This is a genomic window from Pseudarthrobacter sp. rb, from assembly GCF_056389225.1.
The window spans coordinates 36025-58298 of record NZ_JBWJAR010000017.1 but is presented as its reverse complement, the minus strand read 5'-3'; the positions used below and the strand labels follow the sequence as shown (position 1 = coordinate 58298).

At 58.7% G+C, this 22274-nt stretch carries 19 protein-coding genes; 8 read left to right on the top strand and 11 right to left on the bottom strand.

All coding sequences use genetic code 11. From position 1 onward, the window contains the following. Nucleotides 1–559 precede the first annotated feature (559 nt). The 3 genes from ACWRN3_RS18555 to ACWRN3_RS18545 all read right to left on the bottom strand — a co-directional run bounded on the left by ACWRN3_RS18555 (nt 560) and on the right by ACWRN3_RS18545 (nt 2394). The gene (locus ACWRN3_RS18555; RefSeq protein WP_476741563.1) at nt 560–1165 is read right to left on the bottom strand and encodes a hypothetical protein; all 606 of its coding nucleotides are present in this window, start codon (nt 1163–1165) and stop codon (nt 560–562) included. A 20-nt stretch (nt 1166–1185) separates the two neighbouring features. Further along, complete coding sequence (locus ACWRN3_RS18550) at nt 1186–1950, bottom strand: hypothetical protein (protein ID WP_476741562.1); 765 nt, start codon at nt 1948–1950, stop codon at nt 1186–1188. Between the two features lie 309 nt (nt 1951–2259). Continuing rightward, nucleotides 2260–2394: a hypothetical protein gene (locus ACWRN3_RS18545; protein ID WP_476741561.1), complete on the bottom strand. Its 135-nt coding sequence runs from the start codon at nt 2392–2394 to the stop codon at nt 2260–2262. A 266-nt stretch (nt 2395–2660) separates the two neighbouring features. On the opposite strand from ACWRN3_RS18545, the gene ACWRN3_RS18540 reads away from it, so the two are divergent. Together ACWRN3_RS18540 and ACWRN3_RS18535 are read left to right on the top strand one after the other, a co-directional pair. Then, nucleotides 2661–3558 (top strand): IS5 family transposase gene (locus tag ACWRN3_RS18540; RefSeq protein ID WP_476741560.1). Its coding sequence is split into 2 segments (ribosomal slippage): nt 2661–3011 and nt 3013–3558, totalling 897 coding nucleotides; the frame shifts between segments, so codons are not numbered across the junction. Between the two features lie 586 nt (nt 3559–4144). Further along, the gene (locus tag ACWRN3_RS18535; RefSeq protein ID WP_476741559.1) at nt 4145–4486 is read left to right on the top strand and encodes a YegP family protein; all 342 of its coding nucleotides are present in this window, start codon (nt 4145–4147) and stop codon (nt 4484–4486) included. Nucleotides 4487–4636: 150 nt separating this feature from the next. Here ACWRN3_RS18535 and ACWRN3_RS18530 read toward each other — a convergent pair whose 3' ends face one another. The 3 genes from ACWRN3_RS18530 to ACWRN3_RS18520 all read right to left on the bottom strand — a co-directional run bounded on the left by ACWRN3_RS18530 (nt 4637) and on the right by ACWRN3_RS18520 (nt 7435). After that, nucleotides 4637–5353: a hypothetical protein gene (locus ACWRN3_RS18530; protein ID WP_476741558.1), complete on the bottom strand. Its 717-nt coding sequence runs from the start codon at nt 5351–5353 to the stop codon at nt 4637–4639. Nucleotides 5354–5390: 37 nt separating this feature from the next. Then, nucleotides 5391–6032, bottom strand: a complete 642-nt coding sequence (locus ACWRN3_RS18525; RefSeq protein ID WP_476741557.1) for a plasmid pRiA4b ORF-3 family protein — start codon at nt 6030–6032, stop codon at nt 5391–5393. Between the two features lie 317 nt (nt 6033–6349). Continuing rightward, nucleotides 6350–7435, bottom strand: a complete 1086-nt coding sequence (locus tag ACWRN3_RS18520) for an AAA family ATPase (RefSeq protein ID WP_476741556.1) — start codon at nt 7433–7435, stop codon at nt 6350–6352. Nucleotides 7436–7562: 127 nt separating this feature from the next. On the opposite strand from ACWRN3_RS18520, the gene ACWRN3_RS18515 reads away from it, so the two are divergent. Beyond that, on the top strand, nt 7563–8270 hold the full coding sequence (locus ACWRN3_RS18515) for a hypothetical protein (RefSeq protein WP_476741555.1): 708 nt from the start codon (nt 7563–7565) through the stop codon (nt 8268–8270). 616 nt (nt 8271–8886) lie between these two features. Here ACWRN3_RS18515 and ACWRN3_RS18510 read toward each other — a convergent pair. Beyond that, nucleotides 8887–9636, bottom strand: coding sequence for a restriction endonuclease (locus tag ACWRN3_RS18510; protein WP_476741554.1), 750 nt, complete (start codon nt 9634–9636; stop codon nt 8887–8889). A gap of 73 nt (nt 9637–9709) precedes the next feature. Beyond that, nucleotides 9710–10207: a hypothetical protein gene (locus ACWRN3_RS18505; RefSeq protein ID WP_476741553.1), complete on the bottom strand. Its 498-nt coding sequence runs from the start codon at nt 10205–10207 to the stop codon at nt 9710–9712. Between the two features lie 413 nt (nt 10208–10620). On the opposite strand from ACWRN3_RS18505, the gene ACWRN3_RS18500 reads away from it, so the two are divergent. Continuing rightward, the gene (locus ACWRN3_RS18500) at nt 10621–13323 is read left to right on the top strand and encodes an ATP-dependent DNA helicase (RefSeq protein ID WP_476741552.1); all 2703 of its coding nucleotides are present in this window, start codon (nt 10621–10623) and stop codon (nt 13321–13323) included. A 513-nt stretch (nt 13324–13836) separates the two neighbouring features. Here the strand turns inward: ACWRN3_RS18500 and ACWRN3_RS18495 are convergent. After that, nucleotides 13837–14490 carry a GntR family transcriptional regulator gene (locus tag ACWRN3_RS18495; protein WP_141158696.1) on the bottom strand — a complete coding sequence of 218 codons (654 nt, stop codon included), beginning with the start codon at nt 14488–14490 and terminating at the stop codon, nt 13837–13839. Between the two features lie 104 nt (nt 14491–14594). Between ACWRN3_RS18495 and ACWRN3_RS18490 the strand changes: the two genes are divergently transcribed. The 4 genes from ACWRN3_RS18490 to ACWRN3_RS18475 all read left to right on the top strand — a co-directional run bounded on the left by ACWRN3_RS18490 (nt 14595) and on the right by ACWRN3_RS18475 (nt 18778). Next, nucleotides 14595–16037 carry a purine-cytosine permease family protein gene (locus ACWRN3_RS18490; protein WP_476741551.1) on the top strand — a complete coding sequence of 481 codons (1443 nt, stop codon included), beginning with the start codon at nt 14595–14597 and terminating at the stop codon, nt 16035–16037. After that, nucleotides 16034–16690 carry a flavin reductase family protein gene (locus tag ACWRN3_RS18485; RefSeq protein WP_476741550.1) on the top strand — a complete coding sequence of 219 codons (657 nt, stop codon included), beginning with the start codon at nt 16034–16036 and terminating at the stop codon, nt 16688–16690. Before ACWRN3_RS18490 ends, ACWRN3_RS18485 begins: the two co-directional genes overlap by 4 nt. A 979-nt stretch (nt 16691–17669) precedes the next feature. After that, nucleotides 17670–18107, top strand: a complete 438-nt coding sequence (locus tag ACWRN3_RS18480) for a hypothetical protein (protein ID WP_476741549.1) — start codon at nt 17670–17672, stop codon at nt 18105–18107. A 317-nt stretch (nt 18108–18424) separates the two neighbouring features. Continuing rightward, the gene (locus ACWRN3_RS18475) at nt 18425–18778 is read left to right on the top strand and encodes a DUF3846 domain-containing protein (RefSeq protein ID WP_476741548.1); all 354 of its coding nucleotides are present in this window, start codon (nt 18425–18427) and stop codon (nt 18776–18778) included. 287 nt (nt 18779–19065) lie between these two features. Here the strand turns inward: ACWRN3_RS18475 and ACWRN3_RS18470 are convergent, their stop codons facing one another. Next, nucleotides 19066–19599, bottom strand: a complete 534-nt coding sequence (locus tag ACWRN3_RS18470) for a DUF488 domain-containing protein (RefSeq protein WP_476741547.1) — start codon at nt 19597–19599, stop codon at nt 19066–19068. A 223-nt stretch (nt 19600–19822) separates the two neighbouring features. Then, entirely contained in the window at nt 19823–21967 is a 2145-nt protein-coding gene (locus ACWRN3_RS18465) for an amylo-alpha-1,6-glucosidase (protein WP_476741546.1), read from the bottom strand. Between the last annotated feature and the right edge of the window lie 307 nt (nt 21968–22274).

The window sequence follows — 22274 nt, the reverse complement described above, 5'->3', positions numbered from 1 at the left end:
CTTTTCGACCGTCACCGAGGGAGCCGCGCCGCAACATGGTGAGTCGCTCAGGTTGACGTTCTTCGCCAATTGCAGCGCCATGGCATGGTTGAAATCGCATGCGGAAATGCGGTTGACGCAGTCCTATAGGCGCTAGGCACGGCGGCATTGACAGTTGCTCTGGTAGCAAAGGCAGCGCGCAGGGCCGCCGATCGAGAAATTGATGCCCCGAGGTATTCCATCGAGCCCAGGCCCCGCTCAGTTAAGGAAATAATAGATTCTGCGGGGCGCGGCAACATGACACTTGCAGGAAAACCTCAGGGAAAGCGCCCTTTGCTCAAGCTTACGCCCCATCGAGTATCAATTGCCGCCCCGGCCGGGCACCGGGCAGTCTCAGGCGGTACTAACTTGGCTGAGGGCCTACGGCATTAGGGTGCGGACTGACGGAGAGCATGAGGTTCGCCACGGGGGAGTCCTCACAGGTGAAGACGAGCTGCTCCTTAAAGACCCCCGGAGCCCCAAAAATGATGGAGTAGGGAAGCGGCACTGTCGTGATGCCGTGGGTCTCGCGTAACTTACCCTAAGAAGCGTTCTTTTTTATTGGTAGATTGACCGGAATCGCAGCCGTCTCGTTAGTTTCAAAGGCAAAGAGCGAGGCATACGCACCGTAGAGCCTTCGCACAATAGTAATAAATGTTGCCAACAGATGAAGAATAGTCGCCAGCAATACGCTCGTTCCCAAATGCGATAAAACCAAATGCAACTGATCGCCCCACGCCGGCCAAGAAATGCCACTAAGCGAGAATTTGAAAACACTTAGAGCTACTAAGATTAGCGCGATCAGTGAGACATACAGACAACCTGCAGCAGTCTCAGAAATAAGTTCCTTGAGGTTCAAATTCAAAGCTAACCGCGGCGTTTCGCTAACCTTAATGCGAAGATTAGCTAAGAAAACGAATGCAGTTACCATAGAGCCAACCAAAAGGCCGCTCGCGGCGAGCAGACCCGATAGACCAACGCCGGATACTCGTGCCCCGGTAAGCGGAAACGATAGACCGATCAGAACCGGAGCCCAAACCAGTAGGACCGCAGTGGGCCAGCGAACTTTGGTCCTCCCGTCCTCCCGCAGCCCAGCGCTGTGCTTTTGAATGAGCGGTCGAAGGTCGAACCTCTCGAGATCAGACACTGTTCCTCCAGCGGTTCGTTCTATCGAATTTTCGACGGCCACCAATTGGCCACGGTACTAACTTTGTTTTGCTGGAACACGTCGCTAACAGAACCTATACATGCAGATAGAAACTCCGCGTCAGTCGGTCTATTGGTTTCCGAAATCCTATAAACAAAACGCGGCCACCCCGATGTGATGTCAATGGTTCGATTCTTACCATCCTGAAGAGTGTGGATCTTCTGTTGATCAAAGTGATACTGGGCGTACCCCTTCATTCCGAGAATCTTGGCAAGCGGAACACTCTTCCCCTTCCCAAGAGAACTTTGCAGCTCTTTCAGGATCTTCTTCGATTTCCGTCCGCCAGGTTCAATGGAGACGTCCAGGCCAAACCGCTTTACGCCAACTGAGTCTTTGAAGGCGCGATCGACGCTATGGCCTTTTTGCACCAATTCAACACCACTGATTTCGACATTTTGGTTGGTGAGATACTTAAGCCAAGCGACTTCATCCGCAAGATCGGTATCAACACGGATCGCCCGCCCCGCAGATCGGGCAAATTCATCAATAAGATCAAAAAATGGAGTTTGAAAACTGGAGTTACCCTGAACTTCGTAAACAGCTACTGCAACATCCATTGAGGGCGGAATGAAAAGCAGTATCCTTCCGTCGCGGAGAACAGCTTCAGCCGCAAGAATATCTTTGTTAGGAACAGCTTGGTGGGTGACCGTGTCAACCACGGACGCAGGTTGACCGAAATGCCCGCCCGAACCTACTACTCCAATGCACCAGCCGTCCTGCACCACAGAGTCAATTTTGAAGTAGGTAGAGGTCTTGGTATCAACTCTCCCTAGAGATTTGGCCCCCAAAATGCCCTGGTAGAGCCAAGAGTTAGCGTTTGAACCGGGCATCAAGGGCGAGCTGAAGTCGATAGTAGGTGCCAGTTCACCCTCTTTGGTGATACTAAACTGACTCAATCGGTACCCGTACGCCGTCACGTCGCCCCCCACGTGCTCTGAGCACAGATGAACGCCGTGCCGTAGGAACCATCGTACTCATAGAGATTTGAACATTGTTCCCTTTGCATAACCGAGTGAAGCGCATAAGGACCGCGCTCACGGTGCTTGCGTGAGGGTTGTTGCCGCCGCGGCTGTGTTGACGATTGCTTCGTTCCTTGCGCAGCAGGTGACGATGCCGACGCTCCCGTCGTAGAAGCTGTGGGGCAGGACGTCATCGACAAGAGGACGCACGAGTTCAGTCTTCGGTATATTCCGGCTGGAATTCTCCAGTCTTCAGTTCGATGAGGACATAGCTTCGACATAGCCAGTTGACCGCACTGATTCGGCTTGCCGTGGCGCCCACCCCAGCCTGGATTTCCGAAGTTTCTCTCGACGAATCAGGCCCGGCAACCTCTGTTACGCGATGGGTCGATCTCGAAAGCATTAGAGCCTGTGATGATCGGTCAGCTAGGGCGTGTCTCCTAAACCTTGGTGTCGCCGTCCGGGATGCTGGATAGGTGTCGCGTACTTCTGTTTTGACTGATGGGCAGTGGGCCCGCATCCAGCCACTGCTGCCGTCCTCTAATGGCCGCCGGGGCCGCCCCTTTCGGGACGACCGCCGAGTGGTCGAGGGCATCATTTACCGGTATCGCTGGGGGATCGCGTGGCGGGATGTGCCTTCCGAGTTCGGTCCATGGCAGACCATCTGGAAGCGCCACCGGCGCTACAGCGGAGACGGAACGTGGGACAGCATCTTGGCGGCGCTGCTGACGGTGGCCGATACCCAGGGTGAGGTGGAGTGGTCGGTCTCGGTCGACTCGACGGTCAACCGTGCCCACCATCACAGCACCAACCTTCCCCGCACCACAGGGGGCCAGTTCGAATTACATGAATCTGTTTGCTGAACCGGACGACCATGCAATTGGCCGTTCCCGCGGCGGACTGAGTACCAAGATCCACGCCCTGGTGGACGGCAAAGGCAGGCCCCTGGTCCTGCTGGTTGCACCGGGCCAAGGTGGAGATGCGCCGATGTTCACCCACCTCATGAACCAGTTGAAGATCAACCGTGCCGGCCCGGGCAGGCCACGCACCCGCCCGGACCGTGTCCGCGGTGACAAGGCCTACTCATCTCGGGCCATCCGAACCCACCTCCGCGATCGGGGCATCATCGCTGTCATCCCGCAGCCATCCGACCAGATCGGCCACCGAAAACGACGCGGCTCCTCCGGCGGTCGGCCTCCCGGCTTCGACAAAGAGGACTACAAAGGCCGCAACGTCGTCGAACGCAACTTCAACACCTTCAAACAATGGCGAGCCCTGGCAACCCGCTACGACAAACTCGCCCTCACCTACCGCGGCGGAGCAGTCCTCCGAGCAATCAGCATCTGGCTAACAGCTTTAGGAGACACGCCCTAGGCGCTTGGCTCGTCGCCTTCGATTACTTCGGGGTCCGGTTCGGACCATTCCAGGGGCGGCGAGGTGCCCTTCATTTGGGAGAACCCTCTGTTCGACTGGCGGCAAATTTTCTTAGGAGTAGGCTGCGACGGCCATGTGGGATGTTGAGTGTCCAAGGCTGGGCCGGAAGCTGCGGGCGTTCTTGGTGCCGCAGATGAGGATTCCGATGGGTTAGTTGTGGTGTTCCCGGCGAAGCAAGTTTTTCCAGCCCGTAAAAGAGGGTTTTGGAGGGTGAGCGACGCGGTTATCAAAGGTCACGGAGGCTCCCTATCAAACTGCAGCTTTACATAACGTCGCCTATCGGCCCATGAGGTTTTCGCACCCGCTACCGCCCGTGGGCTGAACTTGAGAGCGGGGGATCACTTCGGTTGGATACCGGGCAAATCCTTGCGCTGGCAGACGTTCCCACGGGAGACTCGAGGAACGCATGCTGAATTGATGAAAATTTGGACGCGGGATCTATCATGCAAAACGGAGGCAACGATGCCTCCTGCCTGTCGGGGCGGCAAATATGCGGCCTCAAGATCCCGCAGACGAAAGGATCGCAATGGCAGGAATGTTCGAACTGTTTATCGACCCGGAATCAGCCTTCAGGTTCCGGCTGACAGCACCAGATGGCACCATCATGGCAGTTTCCAAACCCTTCGAGACCAAGACGGATGCCGTTGCCGGCATCTCCGCCGTGCGGGAGTACGCCGGCATGGGCCTGATCGCCGATCATTGCACAACGACCAGCAATGCCGCACCGCCGGCAGCCTGGAATGATCCTGGTGGCCAGACTGATGATTCCGCGCGAATGCCAAAGATCGACTTCCACGGGCGAGCCAGGGCGGTCCGCCGGGTCGTCACCGGCCCGCGCTGGGCGGGGGCAATCCACAACCTCTCCTGAGCCGCAGGAGAGAAGTTTCTCTGCCCCTCTCAACGGCTGCTGGTGAGCCGGCGTATTCGGAATCGGCGAATACCGCTGCTTCATTGCCGACTTATCCTCCGTAACGTGGATTATCTCGGGGCGGCCGGTGATCTGTCTGGCTGTGAGTGGCTATGCGTGAAGTACCGCACGGGCGAAGGCTTGCCCTGACGCTTTGACGGTGTTTGTTTTGAGCCCGAGGCGGTCGTCGAAGATGCCGAGGTTCAGCAGGACCTCTAGTGCGTCGACGAGCAGTGCTTGGACGGTGTTTGGTTCCAGTTCGGCTCCGGTGCGGTTGCGCCAGCCGAGTGCACCGAGACCGAAGGAGACGGCTTCAAGGTAGTCAGCCCAACTGGTTCGCTTCCCTGCCGCGACTTCAAGCAGGAGTAGAAGTGTTGCGTCACGCTCGGAGTCGTGACGGTGCCGGTGGGCAACGGCGCGGGCAAGGAAAAGCCAAAGGCCTGCCGGATCATCGAGCAGCCGCTTGGCCGCGGATGTCAGGACGAGCCTGCCTTTGATTTTTCGGATCAGACCAAGCCGCTGAGCACTTTCACGCAGCTGAAGGACGGGCAGGGTCTGATCCTCGCGGTTGGCTTTGCCGATCCAGTCCTTGGCCCAGTCGAGCTCGGTCATTGCCTCGCGGATCACGGCCGGGGGCAGCCAGCCGGCAGCGGTCAGTGGCAGACCCTCGGGCCCGATGCGGCGGGTGAGCCAGAGATACGGCGCGGTCATCGCTCCTGCGACGTCTGCTCCGACCGATGCGGGGCCGTCGAGGCCGGCGGCGTGCAGGTATGAACGGAATTCGCGTCGTAGTCCGGGAGGCATCCGGTTGGTGAGTTCCTGGGTCACCGCGTCGCTTCCGGGGCGGTGTTCGGTATCAGTGGGATCAGGGAACAGCAGGGCCAGTTCCTCGTTTACGGCGTTGATATCCAGCTGTTCCGGGTCGAACTCCTGCCATGGGCCCGGCTGTCCAGGCGACCCAAGCCTGAAGGTCGTTGTGCTTTTCGTGGCCGGCGTCCGCGAGGGCGTCGAGCAGGTCGTGGTAGCCATAGATGCCGCCTGAATCTTCAAGCGGCGCCCGCCGTGCACCGTCCACGAGCCGCGCTCTTGGGGCGTTGGCTGGCACGGAGAGGGTCTTAGTGAGTCCGAGGCGGTGGATCCAGCCGTCGCCGAAGTCATATTCATAGAACAGGGGACCGGATTCGGGCGTGAGGACCTGGCCCAGGGTCCAGTCCGTCTCGGGCAGGTCGTCATCACTGTCTTCCAGCAGATCCACGGGTACCCAACGCCGGGGCTCGCGCACGTGCCCGTTGACAGCGCGCAGACGAACAAAGGGGTCGGTGTCCGTGAAGGAATGCAGGTGTGAATCCCGCCAGCCCACGGCCGTTTGGATGACCTCGTGCACCCTGTCCAGCGCGAGGAACGAGTCCATTTCGAGGAGCCGCCAGATGACCGGCTCACTGCCCACAGTCCAGACTTTCACCTGCAGCAACACCGCGGGACCTTCATCTGCAGCTCGTACCGTCACAGGACTATCCTGCCAGCCCCAGTGTTCGGACGAGACCTGTCCCGGCTCGCGGCCTCCGCCCTGCCAGCGCCGGTAAGAGGCGTAGCTGGGCCACGTGTTGCCGGCTTGTCCGATGTGCCGCTGCTCATTGTTTTGAGTGGCTGGTGCCAGATGATCCGTCGCATCCCGACCACACCGAACACTCGGCATGGGTGGCCGACATGACCCGCTCAGATAGGCCTTCTGATCCTGCTCTCCTACATCCCCGCCGTCAACCGGGCGCGGGCTGAGCAGATCCGACTTAGGGAAACGTTACGACCGGATGACCTTCTGTCGATCTACTCGCGGAGGTATTGGCGGAGTCCGGGGATTGCGAAGTCGACCTTGCCGTAGCCGGCGGATCCGATGAGACCCGCGGCGATGAGCCTGTTCCGGTATTTGGAGATGACGTTGGGCTTGGCTTTGAGGATGGCGCCGATCTGCCCGGCGGCGGAGGGCCCGTCCTGGGCGGCCATGGCGTCGAGGAACTCGCGGTCTCTGTCCGAGATGTCCGACAGTGCTGACTCGACGACCACTAAGGTGTTCCGACGTTGCGCGGCAGCGATTCCACGCTGCACGCGACTCTGGTCCAGGTTCCATCCTGCCTTGTCGGCTTCCAGCCAGAGGTAGTAGCCGACCAGTTGGATCAGGAAGGGATACCCTTCGGTGGCTTCGGCGGCTTGGTTGATGAGGTCGGGGGAGATGCTGATGCCTCCCTGGCTGAAGAGCTCGCTGTACGAGGCGGTGACTTCCGCGACGGCGGCTTCGTGAAGATTGATCCTGTCGGCCCGCCGCAGGAAGGTGGCCACGCCTTCGTTGAGGAGGTCGGATACCGCTGATGGCAGGCCGGCGAAGATCAGGCCGATGGGCAGCCCGTCGCGGATGAAGTGCTGGACGTCGGCGGCAAGCTGGGAGATTTCCGTCCTGTCGACGGCATGGATCTCGTCGATGGTGATGACCAGTCCTGTGCCCTTCGAGTCCAGCAGGCGCAGCAGGTCGTTCCCGGTCCGGCGCCAGTCCATGGCCCGTTCCGGCGGGAGTTGGGTTGTCAGTCCGAATCCTGCTGCTGAAAAGGCGGTGATCTTCCGGGATGGAGGCCCGTCCCCGAGTTCGTCAAGGAGGCGGAGCATATCGTCGCCGACCCCGGCAAGGAACCCTGGTGTGGCTGTCCGGGAGATCACGGCCCACCCGTGATTCCGGGCTATGCCTTCGGCTTCGCTCAACATGACCGTCTTGCCGATGCCCCTGGAGCCGGTGATGATGGTCAAGAGTCCTGGCGCGCCGGAACCCTGTTGCAGGCCGTACTCGAACTCGTCCAGCAGCCCGGCCCGCCCGACCAGTTCGGGAGGGGTGGCTCCGGCCGTCGGCTTGAAGGGATTCTGCACCGCACCTCCTGGGTACAAGTAGGTGAAACTAGGTGAAACTGGTGAAAGTGGTGAAACTCCTGCCACGATAGGCCGATCTCCCGAGCAGAAGCAAGACGGGGCCGGAGGAAGCGGTAGCATCGGGGCCATGACCGGGGAAGAGAACTACATCGAGCACGCGCTCCACGTCGGCGAAGAATTGACCGGCCTCAGCCTGGAGCAGCTGGGTTTCGAACCCCGACTGGAGGATCTGACGGAGGACCAGCGGAACCGACTGGACGCTGAGGACCTCGAATGGATCAGTTCAATCACGCCTGAGCAGCGCGACCAGAGCCTGTTCCAGGCAAAACTGCTGGCCGGCGCCCTCTGGGAGGCCTCGGCCGTCCTGATCGACCAGCTCTTCGAGGATCTTGACGGTCTACTGAAGCTTGACCGGATCGACCGACAGGACATCGCCAACACCTTCGTCCTGTCCGGACTTCCACCCCGGCAGGCCGATAAATACGACGTCCGGTTCACCCAGCAGTTCCTCGTCATCGCTGCGGACATGACCGGGGCACTGAGCCGCGGGTGGACCCGCCCGTCCTGTGTCGCTCAGGAACTGGCGCTCCGCTGCCTTTTTGACCAGGTCGAAGTCATCCAGGACCTGTACGACCTGGACCTTCCGGACGGCTGGCGAGGCATGCTGGAAGAGAACATGCTCGAAGACACCGATAGCGAGATGCTCTACCAAAATGCCATGGACGGCTTCGAAGGCGACATTGAGCTGAACATGCAACTCGGCTTGGCACCCATGAAAATCGAGGACTGGTTCCAGCCCTTCAACGACGCGTCCGTCCCGCCTTACGTGCGCTAAGGACCCGCGAATCCCCACCGTCTGCCACGGTTTTCGAAGCGGCGATAATAGAGATTCCGTCTCTCCAGGCTCACAGGTAATCCTCAGGTTTACCGGCACATAATGGACCGGAGCTCCGGTCAACCGCTATTTGACTGGAGCTTCGCCAATTTCAGACCGGCGGGGTTGAGGCCCCGCCCGGACACACGGTCAATTAGTGCGGTTGACGTAGCCCTTGGAGGGCCATCCGAGAGGGCCGGAGGACGTCTTAGGGGAGCCCCTCTCAGCTCCAGCTTTACATAAGATAAATTATCGGCGTTTGCGCAAAACGGACATTAGATGCGAGAAACGCGCATCTAATGTCCATTCTTATTCCAGACGTCAGTTTTCGCATTCAAAGCGTCATTCGACGGATTCTGCACGTTTCGTAGTCAAGTTGTCAGCCGGCGGTTGCCGTTCCTGGACTGGCGGAAATCCTCGCCGGACCCGCTGCAGGCCCTTCGCCGATTTACGGAACTGACAACATGAATGAGAAGAGTGGCCGCCCGATCTGTCTCATCCAACCTGTCATTTCCCATGTCGTCACTGACAACTAGATTGAGAACGGACATTCTGCCTGGGCGCTCCGAGGTTTGAATTACTCTTCTTTAGAGCCGGACGCTTGGAGAAGCTCTTTCGCGATGACGTCCTCACCTCCGTTGTGATCTTCGACCACTTGATAGATCCAGGCGCCACAACACGAACATGCCAAAGGAAAGTCAGTCAAAAGCGCGCTCTCATCGCATGCTATGCACCTGTAGGCCCAGGTGCCGCAGGTTGTGCAGCGCCCGGCATCGACGATTTTGCCCTCGTCCTGCGGCCAGTCCCTCCAAGACACTTCCCCGCCGCAGTTCGGGTTTTCGCAATCTCCGAGCGCCTTGAAGAAACGATCCCAATCAGGCAAATCCGACCGTATAGGGTCGGCTTTGATCTCTCCGACGAGGATGGTCGGATGGGTCGCCCGTTCCGCGCGCTCCTTGGCTGGCCCGGTGAGACCGTTGAAGGCAAAGAGGATGCCGTACTCAACCTCCAAATCCAAAAGTTTTCCTGCGAACTCGTCCACCTTGCCGATACCCAGCTTCCGCGCATAGCGCTTGCACTCTATGGCTACGCGAATGGGCCTTCCCAGGTACCGTCCCGTCACGAGTACGTCGACTTGCCGCAATGTGCCGCTCACTAGCCCCAGCATCTCCGTGTCGTGCAGCACCGTTGCCCCTGGCTCGAGTCGCCGTTGTTCGTCAGCGATGTTCTTTTCGAACACCTTCCATTCCGGGTCCAGCTTAGTGAAGGGAAGAGTCTCATTCTCTGTGTCAGTAGATGGTGCATCACTAGAAGTCAGTTCAACCATTCACCTATCTTGCCGGATGAAGGAGACGGTCCAAGATCGTGTTAAGTAGTTGCCTGAGCAAACTACTTCGCCCTCACTTTGGCTCTTCTGGGCCAGGCAAAACGCCTGCCCACAATGACCCGCCGGTTTCGGGCATGTACGACTTCTTCATTGCGCTGTCGCCGTAGACGCCAACGTGGTCGTAGTACGCAAGAAGATCAGGGACGTTTGGGTTGTAGGCGGTGTAAAGACCCGGAGCCAGCGCGACGACCTGATCGTTTACGGTTTTTCCTTCGAAGGCCGCCGCGACCCGGTAGTCCAAGGTGGCGGCGTGGACAATCAGGGGGTAGCCGGGAAACTTTGCGGGCACGCTTGCGGCATATCCGGTCACCACGGGTTTGGGTGTCGCCGAGGGTGTGGGGGCAGCCTTCGTCATTGCTGGCGCTTTCGGAGTGGCCGAGGCCGTCGGGGTAGCAATGGCCGACGGCGACGGTGCTGCGGCAGTGGAAGCGGCCGAGGTGGCAGACTCCCCCGCGCTGCACCCCGTCAGCAGCAATGATGAAATGGCGACCAAGCCCCAAGTCTTCTTCATGAATGTCCCCTCAAATAGTTATGCCAGCATGTAATGGACCACTGCGGCGGTGTGATCGTAACTGACGTTCGCCGACTCCCGTGATCCGCGCGCCTTTATGTCGGCCGCCGGGTGCAGGATGTGAGGCACCGGTCCCCAGCGGGCAAGATCCACCTGAGGTCACCCCGGGATGACGGAACGTCCATTATCGGCCAGTTGGACCGCGGGAGTGGAAGTAGCTGCTATAGCTCATCCCTTGGGCTACTTCGACGTATTCCCACGTAAGGCTCAGGTCCAGCTTTCCGGCTCGGATGACAACGCTGGCCGCCGCCAGACTGACACGGAGTTCGGAATCTTGGTGTCCACTAATTGGTGGTTCTAGACCCCGTTTACACTGAGACTGCTGATAACTAAATTCGACGGAAGAAGGCTGTATGGCCTCGGTAGACGCTCAGATCCACAGTGTGGGGGCAACGATCTCGGACACTATCGAGGCCTTGGCGCATGACCGCGGGCTTCTGTCCAGGAATGTCATTAAGCAGTTGCGGGATCTGGTCGAAGCTGTTGCTGTCCGCCTCCATAAGGGCAACGGCAACGTGGAGTTCCACTACGACCTGACGAACGACGCGGTTGAGTGGGTCGGGTCCACCGGCAAGCAGACCAACTTCATCTATCGCTTCCACAAGCTGCTGCAGATGAGCGCCTCCCATTACTCCTTCGACTCCGATACCGCAGAGCGGCTGATGCTCAAGTACTACGAGTACCTGCTCCGGACCCGGACGCTGCTGCAGCAGCAGTGCAACGTGGAGATCCTTGGAAACCTGGAAAAGTTTCCCATCGACCTTGACTCAGCTTTGACGCTCTACCACCAGAAGATCGCCGAGCGGATCACGGCGGCCCACACGCTTCCGGCGGAGCAGGGAAACGGGCACCGGTACTACGTCAATAAGGTTCGCCCGTTCTTTACGGGTGGACAAATCCTGTACGAGGTCACCTTTTCCACCATCTCGGACCGCCGGAACAAAGTCGACCGCATCATCGCCTTTACCGACATCGATATGACCGACAGGTACGCGGCGCAGTTAAGTCTGCTGAATGAAGAGATCGAGGTCCTTGGGCAGCGTATGCCAATCGTGATCATCCGTTCCTGGGACGTCTCCATCAGGCCGTGCGAGTTCAATAACTTTGCCCGGATCTTTGGCATGTCTACCTCCACGACTTCGGGCAGCTCCGAGTACCTGCGGCTGATGAACTTCCTCACTGATCGGTCGGCCAGTCTCCTCGATCTGATGCACATGAGCCAGGCCCGCTATGCCCACATCAAGGACGTGGCGACACAGCGAGTTCAGCGGCCACAGATCTTTCCAGTTCTGGATAAGGCCCGGGAACTAATAAGAGAGGACGGACCCGGGACCAACGTTGTTCGCTACCTCCTGCTCTCAATGTCCAACAGGGTCATCAAGGACCAGACCGAACACGAGCCGAACCGGTATTTGTCAGGGCTTCATCTAGCGCCCGGCTGCCGCCCCTTCGATACCATGCCGTTTTGCGCCTTTCCCAGGAAGCACATTCCGCACTTCAGTGACCTAATGGCCAGCGTGGACGCATCTCAGCGCCGGCACGAGTTTTTGGCTCGGCGGATCCGGAACAACGTCGAGAGGCACGGCACGCTCTACACGCCCGTTGCCGACGTCGAGGACCTGGGTAACGTAGACGAGCTGATCTCCGTGCATAATTCCACCATTCCGCCAACGGCCCCACATGCGACCCGTGTCATCGAGAAGGACAAGGGTCATGTCTTCATGCACGGCTATGAGGACAGCACCGTCGAAATCATCGAGAAGCTTCAGGAGTATGCGTCGTCGGGCGTGAACGGCTACGAGGCTGCCGTGCAGCGGTGGCTCGGCGAGACTCAGCATGGGATCGATGACGATGCCAAGCGTGATGCCCTGAAATCCCTCTTCGCCAAGTCCAGAGTTGCACTGATCTACGGTGCTGCCGGCACGGGCAAATCCACAATGGTCGGTCACATCGCTAGCCACTTTAGCGACAAAAGCATGCTTTTCCTGGCTCACACACACTCGGCAAAGGACAACCTGGAGCGCAAGGCTGGCACACAAAAGTCCGCGTTCCGTACCATCAAGAGCCATCTTTGGACGTCCGACGCCCGAGAGTACGACCTCCTCATCATCGATGAGTGCAGCATCGTGAGCAACGAGGACCTATTGGATGTCCTGAAGAAAACCAGCTTCAAGCTGCTGGTGCTGGTCGGTGACGTCTTCCAGATCGCCTCGATCCAGTTTGGCAACTGGTTCAACATCATTGGGGACTTCGTGCCCAAGACATCTGTGTTTGAGCTAACCAAACCTCACCGGACAGACAACAAGGCACTGCTCGACTTCTGGTCCAAGGTCCGTCACCTTGAGGATGGCATCGAGGAGATGATCGCCCATCATGGCTACGCCACGGACTTGGACGAATCCATCTTCGAGACCCGGCACAACGGCGAGATTATCCTCTGCCTGAACTATGACGGCCTCTACGGGATCAACAACGTGAACCGCTTCCGGCAGAGTGCCAACTCCGGCAAGGCAGTGGTATGGGGTGTCAACACCTACAAGGTCGGGGACCCGGTGCTGTTCAATGACTCCGAGCGGTTCAAGCCCTTCATTTACAACAACTTGAAGGGCCGCATCGTGGACATCGTGATCCACGAGGATCACGTCGAGTTCGAGGTGTGGCTTGACCGTACCGTCACAGAGCTGGATGTAGACGGGGACGATCTGCGCTACGTGGCAGAGTCGACTGTCAGCTTCGATGTGTACTTGCAGGGCAGCACCGATGAGGACGACGAGACTTCCTATACCTCGGTGCCATTCCAGGTTGCCTATGCCGTCTCGATCCACAAGGCGCAGGGTCTGGAGTACGACTCGGTCAAGGTGGTAATCACCGCTACTAACGAGGACGACATCTCGCACAACATCTTCTATACGGCGATTACCAGGGCGCGCGAACACCTCAAGATCTACTGGTCTGCGGAAACACAAAAAGCTGTGCTTGAAAAGCTGGAGCACAGCAGAAGCGGCAAGGATGTGTCCCTTTTGAAAGCACGGCGATCTGTAACCACGCTACGCTGACGGCCTGTGCGGACGGGAAAAAGACTTGCACCCACGCGCTGCGATGGCTGCTCCGTTGCTTGTCGAAGGTACAGTTCGAGTTACGCACCCAGCGAGTCCTGAGTTTCGTGGTGGAGTTATTCTTGGACCGCTTTGCTGGCTCCCACAACCCTGGACGCAATTGTGCGCGCTACGAAAAGGATTAGGACCAGAACACGCTGCACGCATCGACATAGTTTCAGTCGATGACTTTGGCTCGAGTTCGCCAATCCCGCCGTCACGGTAGTGCGCAATGATGCCACCGTCATCGAGACGTTGACGGTCCGGGGACTCCTGGTCCTACTCGCGGGCCGACCAGTTGCCCTGCAGCGGGTGGCCGCTTCGCTAGTCATGGACAGGGCAACGCCCCTCCCCTAGCTTGACGGAATATCCATTATCGGCGTTCGCAAATCGGCCCGGGAGGAGCCCTAAGAGCGGTGCTTTCGAGCGTTTCGCCAGGCTTCCCCGTCCTCTGCCATCGAAGGCTGGTGCTGGCTAGCGGCTTTCCACGCGTGCGCGCACAGTTCGGTAGGCGAACTCTACGAGGTAGTCGTTGAGGGCATGGCTTGCTTTTTCGGCGTCCTCTGTTTCGCGGTTGAGGATGGCGCGGAGGATTTGGGCGTGTAGGCGTGATCCCTGGCTGATTTCGGCTTGTTCGTCCCGGACGTGGGTGATCCAGAATCGGCGCGAGAGTCCTTGGAGGGGGGCCATGGCGTCGGCGAGGTATTCGTTATGGCTCGCGGCGACGATCATCTGGTGGGTTTCCTTGACTGTGTCCAGGTACTGCCTGAGCGTGAAGCGGTCTGCCTCGAGCAGCTGAACCATTTCCTGCATTGCGTTGCGCTCAAGGTTGGTTGCGGCTTCACAGGCCAGACGCACCGCCAGGGCTTCGAGTACCCGCCGGAGTTCGAGCATCCTTAATTGGGCTTCTACTGAGGCGGGTGGGACGAGTACGCCTTTGTTGGGGTGGATCTCCACGAGCCGGTTCCGGGCCAACTGCTGCAGGGCCTCCCGCACCGGGGTCCGGCCCAGGCCGGTCTTCTCCATCAGGACCGCCTCGGAGACAAGTGAGCCGGGAGTAAGTTCCTGGAAGACGATGAGGCGTTCAATCTCCTCGTAGGCTTGGGCGGCTTTTCCCTGCTGCATCATGCTCCAACTCTAGCCGAACCCCTTGCACAACCGGTATATCGGTCGCATACTGGTGTGACTGGCTTCACCTCCCCTTCCCACTTTCAACAGATTTGAGGTCTGCAATGGCGAAGACCCTTACCGTCGAACGGCGTTCCATCGACTACATCCCACCTGAAGAGCGCCACGGCAAGCCCAGGAGCCTGCTCTTCGTATGGTTCGCTGCCAACACATCCATCACCGCAGTCGTAACAGGTGCCCTGTTTGTCATCTTGGGCAACAGCGCTCTCTGGTCGATCCCGGCCATCATCCTGGGCAACACGGTAGGCGGGTTTTTCACCGCCCTGCACTCCGCTCAGGGCCCCAAACTCGGTGTGCCACAGATGATCCAGAGCCGGGCGCAATTCGGCTACTTCGGGGCGATCCTGCCGCTGGTCCTGGCCCTGATGATTTACGTCGGCTTCTACGCCACGGGCCTGGTCCTTGGCGGCCAGGCGATCGGCACCCTGCTCCACGTCCCGCCGCAGGTGGGCGCCATGGTCTTCGCACTCATGTCGGCGACACTGGCCATCATCGGCTACCGCTACATCCACAAGTTTTCGCACATCGCCGCCGTCCTGAGTGCCGTCGTGTTCGTCATCCTCCTCGTCCGCATCATCGCCGACGGGAACATCGGCCCAGTCGTGGAGACCAACGCGTTCGATGGGGCCGCGTTCGTCCTGGGCATCTCCCTCTCGGCCTCATGGCAGCTGACCTTCGGACCGTATATTGCGGACTACTCGAGGTACCTACCCGAGGACACCCCCAAGCGCGCCACGATCGGCTGGACCTTCCTGGGCAGCGTCCTGGGCGGCTCCCTGGCCATGACCCTGGGCGCTCTCGCCGCGGCCCTGGGTGGCAAAGCCTTCGGTCACGACCAGGTCGGCTACCTCGCCGGGCTCGGCGGCGCCATCTGGCCGCTGGTCCTGCTCGCCGTGATCCTGGGCAAGCTCACCGGCAACACCCTCAGCTCCTACGGCGGCTACATGTCACTCGCCACGATCATCACCAGCCTCACCGGCCAAGACCGGGTCAGCCCCCGTCAACGCTCGCTCTACGTCATAGCGATCTCGGTCGTTTCACTGGCCATCGCGTTGGCGGCCACCAACAACTTCCTGACCAACTTCACTAACTTTCTGTTGTTCCTGCTCTACTTCATGACCCCCTGGTCGGCCATCAACCTCGTCGACTACTACTGGGTCCGCAAGGAGCGCTACAGCATCGCCCAACTCTTCCTCCGAAACGGCGAATACGGCCGTTTCAACAAAGGCGCCTTCCTGGCATACGCCGTCGGAGTGCTCATCCAAATCCCGTTCATGAACAGCTCGCTCTACGTCGGCCCCATCGCCAACCTGCTCGGAGGCGCAGAAGTGGCCTGGCTCATTGGCCTCGTCGTCGCAGGCGGCCTGTACTACGCCACCTCCCGCGCCGTCCGGAACCGCGCCAGGACCTTTGAATCAATTTCAGAAAAGCCGCATGGGACCGCTGTCCCCGCAACGGCAACCATCACCTCTGAGGAGACCTTGTGAAATACGACCCCGCGCTCGAGCGCAGCCCCCTTCCCTACTCGCCCTTCAAGAGCTGCACCGTTCCCCGACCCATCGGCTGGCTCTCCAGCATCAGCCCGGACGGCGTGGAAAACCTGGCCCCTTACAGCCAGTGGCAGAACCTGACCTTCGACCCGCCCATGGTCATGTTCTCCGCCAACCAATACCCGGACGGGCGGCGGAAAGACACCGTCCTCAACGCGGAGCAGACCGGCTGGTTCATCTGGAACATGGCCACCTACGACCTCCGTGAGGCCGTCAACATCAGCGCCATGGCACTGCCTTTCGAGGAAAACGAGTTCGACCGCGCCGGCATCAGCAAGCGATACGCCGAGCTCTCCCCCACACCCATGGTTGCCGAGAGCCCCGTTCATTTCGAATGCAAGTACCTCTCAACACACAGAATGACAGGCAACTCCAACGTCGGGACCATCGACATCGTCTTCGCACAGGTCGAACGGATCCACATCAACGACGAAGTCCTCACCCCCGACGGCCGACTCGACATCCCGAAAATCCGGCCCCTGGCCCGAATGGGATACCACGACTACACCTCCATCACAGAGACCTTCGAGATGAAAATCCCCCAAGCGTCCGACGACGAGGCATACGGCCTCGCCGGCCAACCCGCCTAACAAACCCCGCGATCCCGAAGACCCTGCACTCCCCCTGCAGGGTCTTCGGCTACACAGCGGAAGTCACCCAATCGGACAAACTACTCCCGGCTCGGCCCAGCCGGTAAAGATTTACAGAATCACCATTATGGGTGCTTCGAATAGGCACTAATCTGACGTGAAAATCACGCAGCGGTCGGCTGCGACGCTGTAAAAATTCAAGCGATCTATTGAGCCACTGAGCCACTGGAATCTTCCCTGGTCCTGTAGGTAGTCAGTAACCTTGACTTGCGAATGGGTGTCAGCAGAGAGGCATCGCACTCCACTCCCACTTATGAACAAAGGTCGCTAAACTCCCGGTTCCAGTTGCCGAGTGGCTACCGAAACATCCTGCGCACGTCCACATTCTCGGCCGCGGTGGAGAGGCACAAAATCCCGCTGGCCTTGACCGATGTCCACCTCATCCCGAAGCAAGCACACCTCTGCCACCGATCTGATCGCTGCCACCGGTAACAAGCAGTCTGCGGCGATCCCCCTCGTCCTTGCACCCTGTGGGGTGAGCCCTATCTTCTGCGTCCTGAAACATCGAGACTGCCCCTTCATCCAACGGTCCACCAAGGTATGAAACAGTGGCGGAATTTTCGGGTCAGGCACGTCTGAAGTTCTCACTCCCACCTCGCCTCATCCCGAATTGGGGGGGGGGGGGGGGGGCTCGATACCCACCCTGCAAGACGGCTCCGCTTTATACGTATTGCGGAGGCTCTTTAATTGGTAGTAACCGTTTCTTGAGAACCTTGTGATCCCGGAACCGTTCTTCGCGTGTTGAAACATCTGTCTGCCTCTTTGTGATTTTCCTTAGCTTGTATAACGTGACCTCGAGTAACCGGCCTCTCTGCTTTTCCACAAGTGAGCGGAAAGGCCGAGGACTGGATTTAAAAAAAATATCAGCTATAAATAGAGGAGTGAGATTTTCTTTTGCGTGATTGCCTGTGAGGAAAATATGATGCTTTTTATTAGTAGTGATCGTAAAATTCAAAAACTGTACCAGGGCGGGGAACTTTCGGCGGCCTCGGGGATGGGGCTGCCTCCGGCGAGGCGTCCCGGCCATTGCGGTGCCGATATGGAGCTCACCATGCAGAGCTCGGCTGCGGCAGGGGATTTCTTGTCGCCCATTTTGGGCGGTCCGGTGCGGGATCTGCATCTGGTGTGGCAGTGCCGATGCGGGTTCCGTCTAGATCCACGGTCGGATCCGAGAAATAAGGTGTGGGCGGCCGCTGCTGCAGTTGAAGGCTGTCAGTGGGAGATGGATCATGCCGTCCTACAGCTGGATATGGCTCTTCGTGCAGCATCGGCAATGGGTGTGGCAGATGAGTTGCTTGCAAAATGGGCCCAGCTATCCCCTCGTGAAATTAAGAGAATTCTCGATCAAAATGCGTGAATTGAGGTTGCCGGAGACGGCGTCGAGCGTATGGAAGAAACCGGCTGATCGTAAATACGAAGGAGTGGAAATGCTGACAAGGGGGCACTCTGTGGTAGACGGAAAGAAGCAAGGAAGAGCTATTGAAGAGTAACGATCTGAAAATCGTGCCAAGCACGTGGAAGCCTCTACGCCGATACACAGAAAGGGCCTCTAAAAATAAACGGACGGGCGTCGGGCCCGCGCAGGCATCCACGTCGGGGAGCTCGACCCCCAGGATCCTCGTCAAGGCCTCAGGCCTCCCGTTTCTGCTAAAGAATAGAAAGGAATAGCTAGCCATGACCACGGCGGCGTGTACCGCGCTCATCATCCCAGCTTCCCTCCCCCAGCCCATACGCGTCGAAGGGATCGTTTTGACCGTTGCCAAAAGGCAGGTCTTGGTGCAAGGAAATTTCGAAGCAATTAGCTACAGAGATTGGCACGTTTACCTAAACGACGAAGCGGACCATATCCCTCTCCCCGTCAACCCGCGGGCCGAAGTGTTGATCAGGGAAGCAGGAGTTGATATCGAAGGGGATATTAGGGGGGTCGCAGTGTTCTTGGGTCACAGCAACGACGGTAAGGATACAGACATACCGACACCCCTGCTTCAACTCGCGGAACGTCTCTTTGACATGGGTCCGGCCCGGTAGCGGACCTGAGGTGAGCCGCTTAACACAGTGTTCCTTCCCTGCCTGATCTGTAGATCCCGGGTGTCGTTCCGCCCCTCAGATGACGGATGCTCCTTAGGTACTCTTGTGGCTGTCAACATGACGGGGACGGACTGCCCGAGGGCTACTTGGGAATTCATTATCAGCGCTCGAACCACGGGATTAGAAGCAGCTCCGAGAGGTTTCGTTTCAGGCTCATTATATGGGCGCATCTTCGTCGAGTAGCGGCAGGCACGGCCCGGCTCACCCATCTTCTCTATCATCCCCGGCTAATCCTCGCCCTGATGCGGGTAAGTGATCCCGCCGTTTTCGACCCGTGCGAACGCATTCATGCTGGCTTGACGAGTTACGGAGATGGACATTATGTCGAAGACCTTTACGCCTGCGACAATGAGTGCATCAGAAATCAGCCGCCTATGGCATCGCCATGGAACAGCTTCGCTGCACATGATCGCAGGCACCCCCTGACTCGCGATCCTCACCAGTTCAGCGAGTCCGGAGCTGAAATTCGCGGTTGCCATGTAATCGGCGTAGTCGCGGAACGCTTTGATTCTCCACGCACCGTTCGGACTGATCGAACCCGCCGGCGTATGTCGGCGGCCGCCGAGGTCCCGAATCCATCTGTACTCGATCTCCTGGGGCATGGCTTTCTGGATCTCCAACTGGTTCCACTGTGGATACTTCCGGGAAGATGGAAACGAACGCACGTCAACCAAATGCGTCACATCGTTGGAGTGCAGCATCGCAATCACCTCGTCAAAGCTACGAGTGGAATGACCAATTGTGTATACTCGCGGTTCCAAGGATCTCGCTCTTTTCCGCTTGTCATCAACTCCCCCATTGCTTGCACGCTACAGAATGAGCATCCTGAATCGGGTCGTCGAGCAAGCTTAGTCCGGCAGACTGAGAGTCACTGCGACTCTCTACTGTGGGATGGCATGGGGCGACCGGAACCCCGATGAATACCGGCGGTCACGTTCGCCCACCACCGGTGATCTGTTTCCATCTGGTGCGCTTGGATGTGAATCAATCAAGGCCATCATTGCCGGCCAGGTTGAGGAGTTCGCTGAGTGGAGGCCGCGGTTCACGGCGCAACCGGATAGCCTCGGGTAGGCCGTGCACGTCGACCGATCCGTCATCGATGTGAATCGAGATCCGTCCTTCCCCAGAAAATGGAACGTTATCGAAGTGAAAGTGCGTGTTCTCTGCCGGCATGGTCGGGGCCAGCCATACTTCGTCCCAGGGTAGGCCGGGGTCAAAACGCAGCAACGTGCGGATGAGCTGGACAGGTGCCGCCGATGCCCAGGCCTGTGGTGAACATGAAGCAGGATAGGGGACAGGTTCAGGGTATTTTGATCGGTCCAGGCCGCAAAAAAGTTCCGGGAGCCTGCCATTGAATCGGTCCGCGGCTTCAAGTAAGGCATAGGCAACTTTGCGGGCTTCATCGACGAAACCGTGCCGCATGAGCCCTGCAGCGGCAATCGCGTTGTCGTGGGGCCATACTGATCCGTTGTGGTAGCTGGCCGGGTTGTATGCACCCATGTTGGCCGCCAGCGTCCGGATCCCCCATCCGGTAAACATTTCAGGGGACAGCAAATGTTCTGCCACCCTGGGCGCCTTGTCTTCGTCAATTATTCCCGTCCACAGGCAGTGGGCCATGTTCGAGGCCACAGCGTCAACAGGTGTCTTATTCCTGTCTAGGGCAACAGCAATATATCCATCCTCGGGCAGCCAGAACTGGTCGTTAAACGCCTTTTTCAGCTTCAATGCCTTCGTTATACAAGAATCAGCGGTCTGCGGATCACCTGCAGCCCTGGCTAATAATGCGCGGCCAACGTAGGCGGCATAAGCGTAACCCTGTACCTCACACAGTGCGATGGGAGGCTCGGCCAAGGTGCCATCTGCGAAATTTATACCGTCGCCGGAGTCCTTCCAGCCCTGGTTTCGCAAGCCCTTGTCTGTCTTCCGCTTGTATTCGATGAATCCGTCACCGTCCAGGTCGCCATAGTCCTCCATCCACCCCAACGCCCTGTCTGCTACAGGAAGAAGCCGGCGCATTGCCTCGTCATCGAGTCCCCACCGGCTTAGCTCAGCCAGGACAATAACGAAGAGCGGCGTTGCATCAACACTGCCGTAGTACACTCCGTGGCCGCCCAGCGCCAAACCAGCAGAGGCTCCCAAACGGACTTCGTGAAGGATCCTGCCGGGTTCTTCCTCTGAATCGGGATCGACCTTCGTTCCCTGGTGATCCGCCAACGTCAAAAGCGTCCCTTTGGCCAGCGAAGGGTCCAGGAGTAAGGACATGAACGAGGCAAGCAGGCTGTCCCTTCCAAACAAGGCCATGAACCATGGTGCGCCGGCGGCCACCACCGCCCGGTCCGGATGATCGGGGTTATAGATTCGGAGCGAACCTAGATCTTCCTGGCTGCGCTCGATTACCCGCTCTACCGCTTCATTCCGCAGCTTTGCTGTCGGCATGGACTTGCGCCACTCCATGACGCGGCGCAGGGCATCCTCGCCCGAATCGCCTGCTCCTTTGTGCCCGGGGCCAAGGGGAAGATCCACCACGGGCGTGGCAGTGATGGTGCCGGACCACTGCGCGTGCCCCGCAATGACGACGTCCAGGACCAGAGCTTCGCCCTCATTCCTGGAACCGGGAAACGCCACAGTGATCCACTGTTCCTGACCTTCGCGTCCGGAATCGAGCATTAGTGCATCCCTGCCCGACTTTCGAAAACAATGCCCCTGTTGCACGCGCCCTTCCTTTACTTCAAACAAACTGGCAAAGTCCGAGTCGGCCAACAACTCAACCCGGCATCGCACGGGGTTCTTGGAATAGTTGTGCACCGTCACCGTCTCGACAAGCGCTGCCCCCAGCGTCCGTTCCCGGTCAATGAGCAGCGAAGAGTCGGTGTGATCATTCCTGCGGGCCCTACCAACGAAAACGCAGCGAAAGGGCTCAGGAACGGTAAACGACAAGCCCTCGACCGGGAAGCCCTGAACCTTTAGCGTCCAGTCGCTGATGAATCGGGTGTCCCCGAAGAACACCCCGTGCGGTAGGCAGCCCGACATATCCCCGTTGAACGATGAGATACAGAATGAAGTTCCCTGCACCAGCGTCACCGCTCCCGGCCCGGCTGAATCGGCGCTACTTTCGTTCCCCTGAGTCACTTTTTTGCTTCTTCCACGCAAACACGCTGGAGGACCACTGCCCTTCCTAAAGTGAGGAAGACGCACTCCCCCGGCAATGGGGCAATGCCCTATTGCCAAACCCGGCAGCGGATCGCCGGAGCCGGTTTGAGTCTTGATAACAAGGATGTCTCCTGCCGCCACCGGATATCGAACAGTGGTCGTTAAACCCGCTCAGTTGACGCAGTGATGGCAGGAGGCACAGTTGCGTTCGACGGCAGCCGTAAAATCGGTCTGCCATGCTGCCGGTCTGTGGACTGCTGCAAAGCCACAGCAGGTGAGGTGCCTA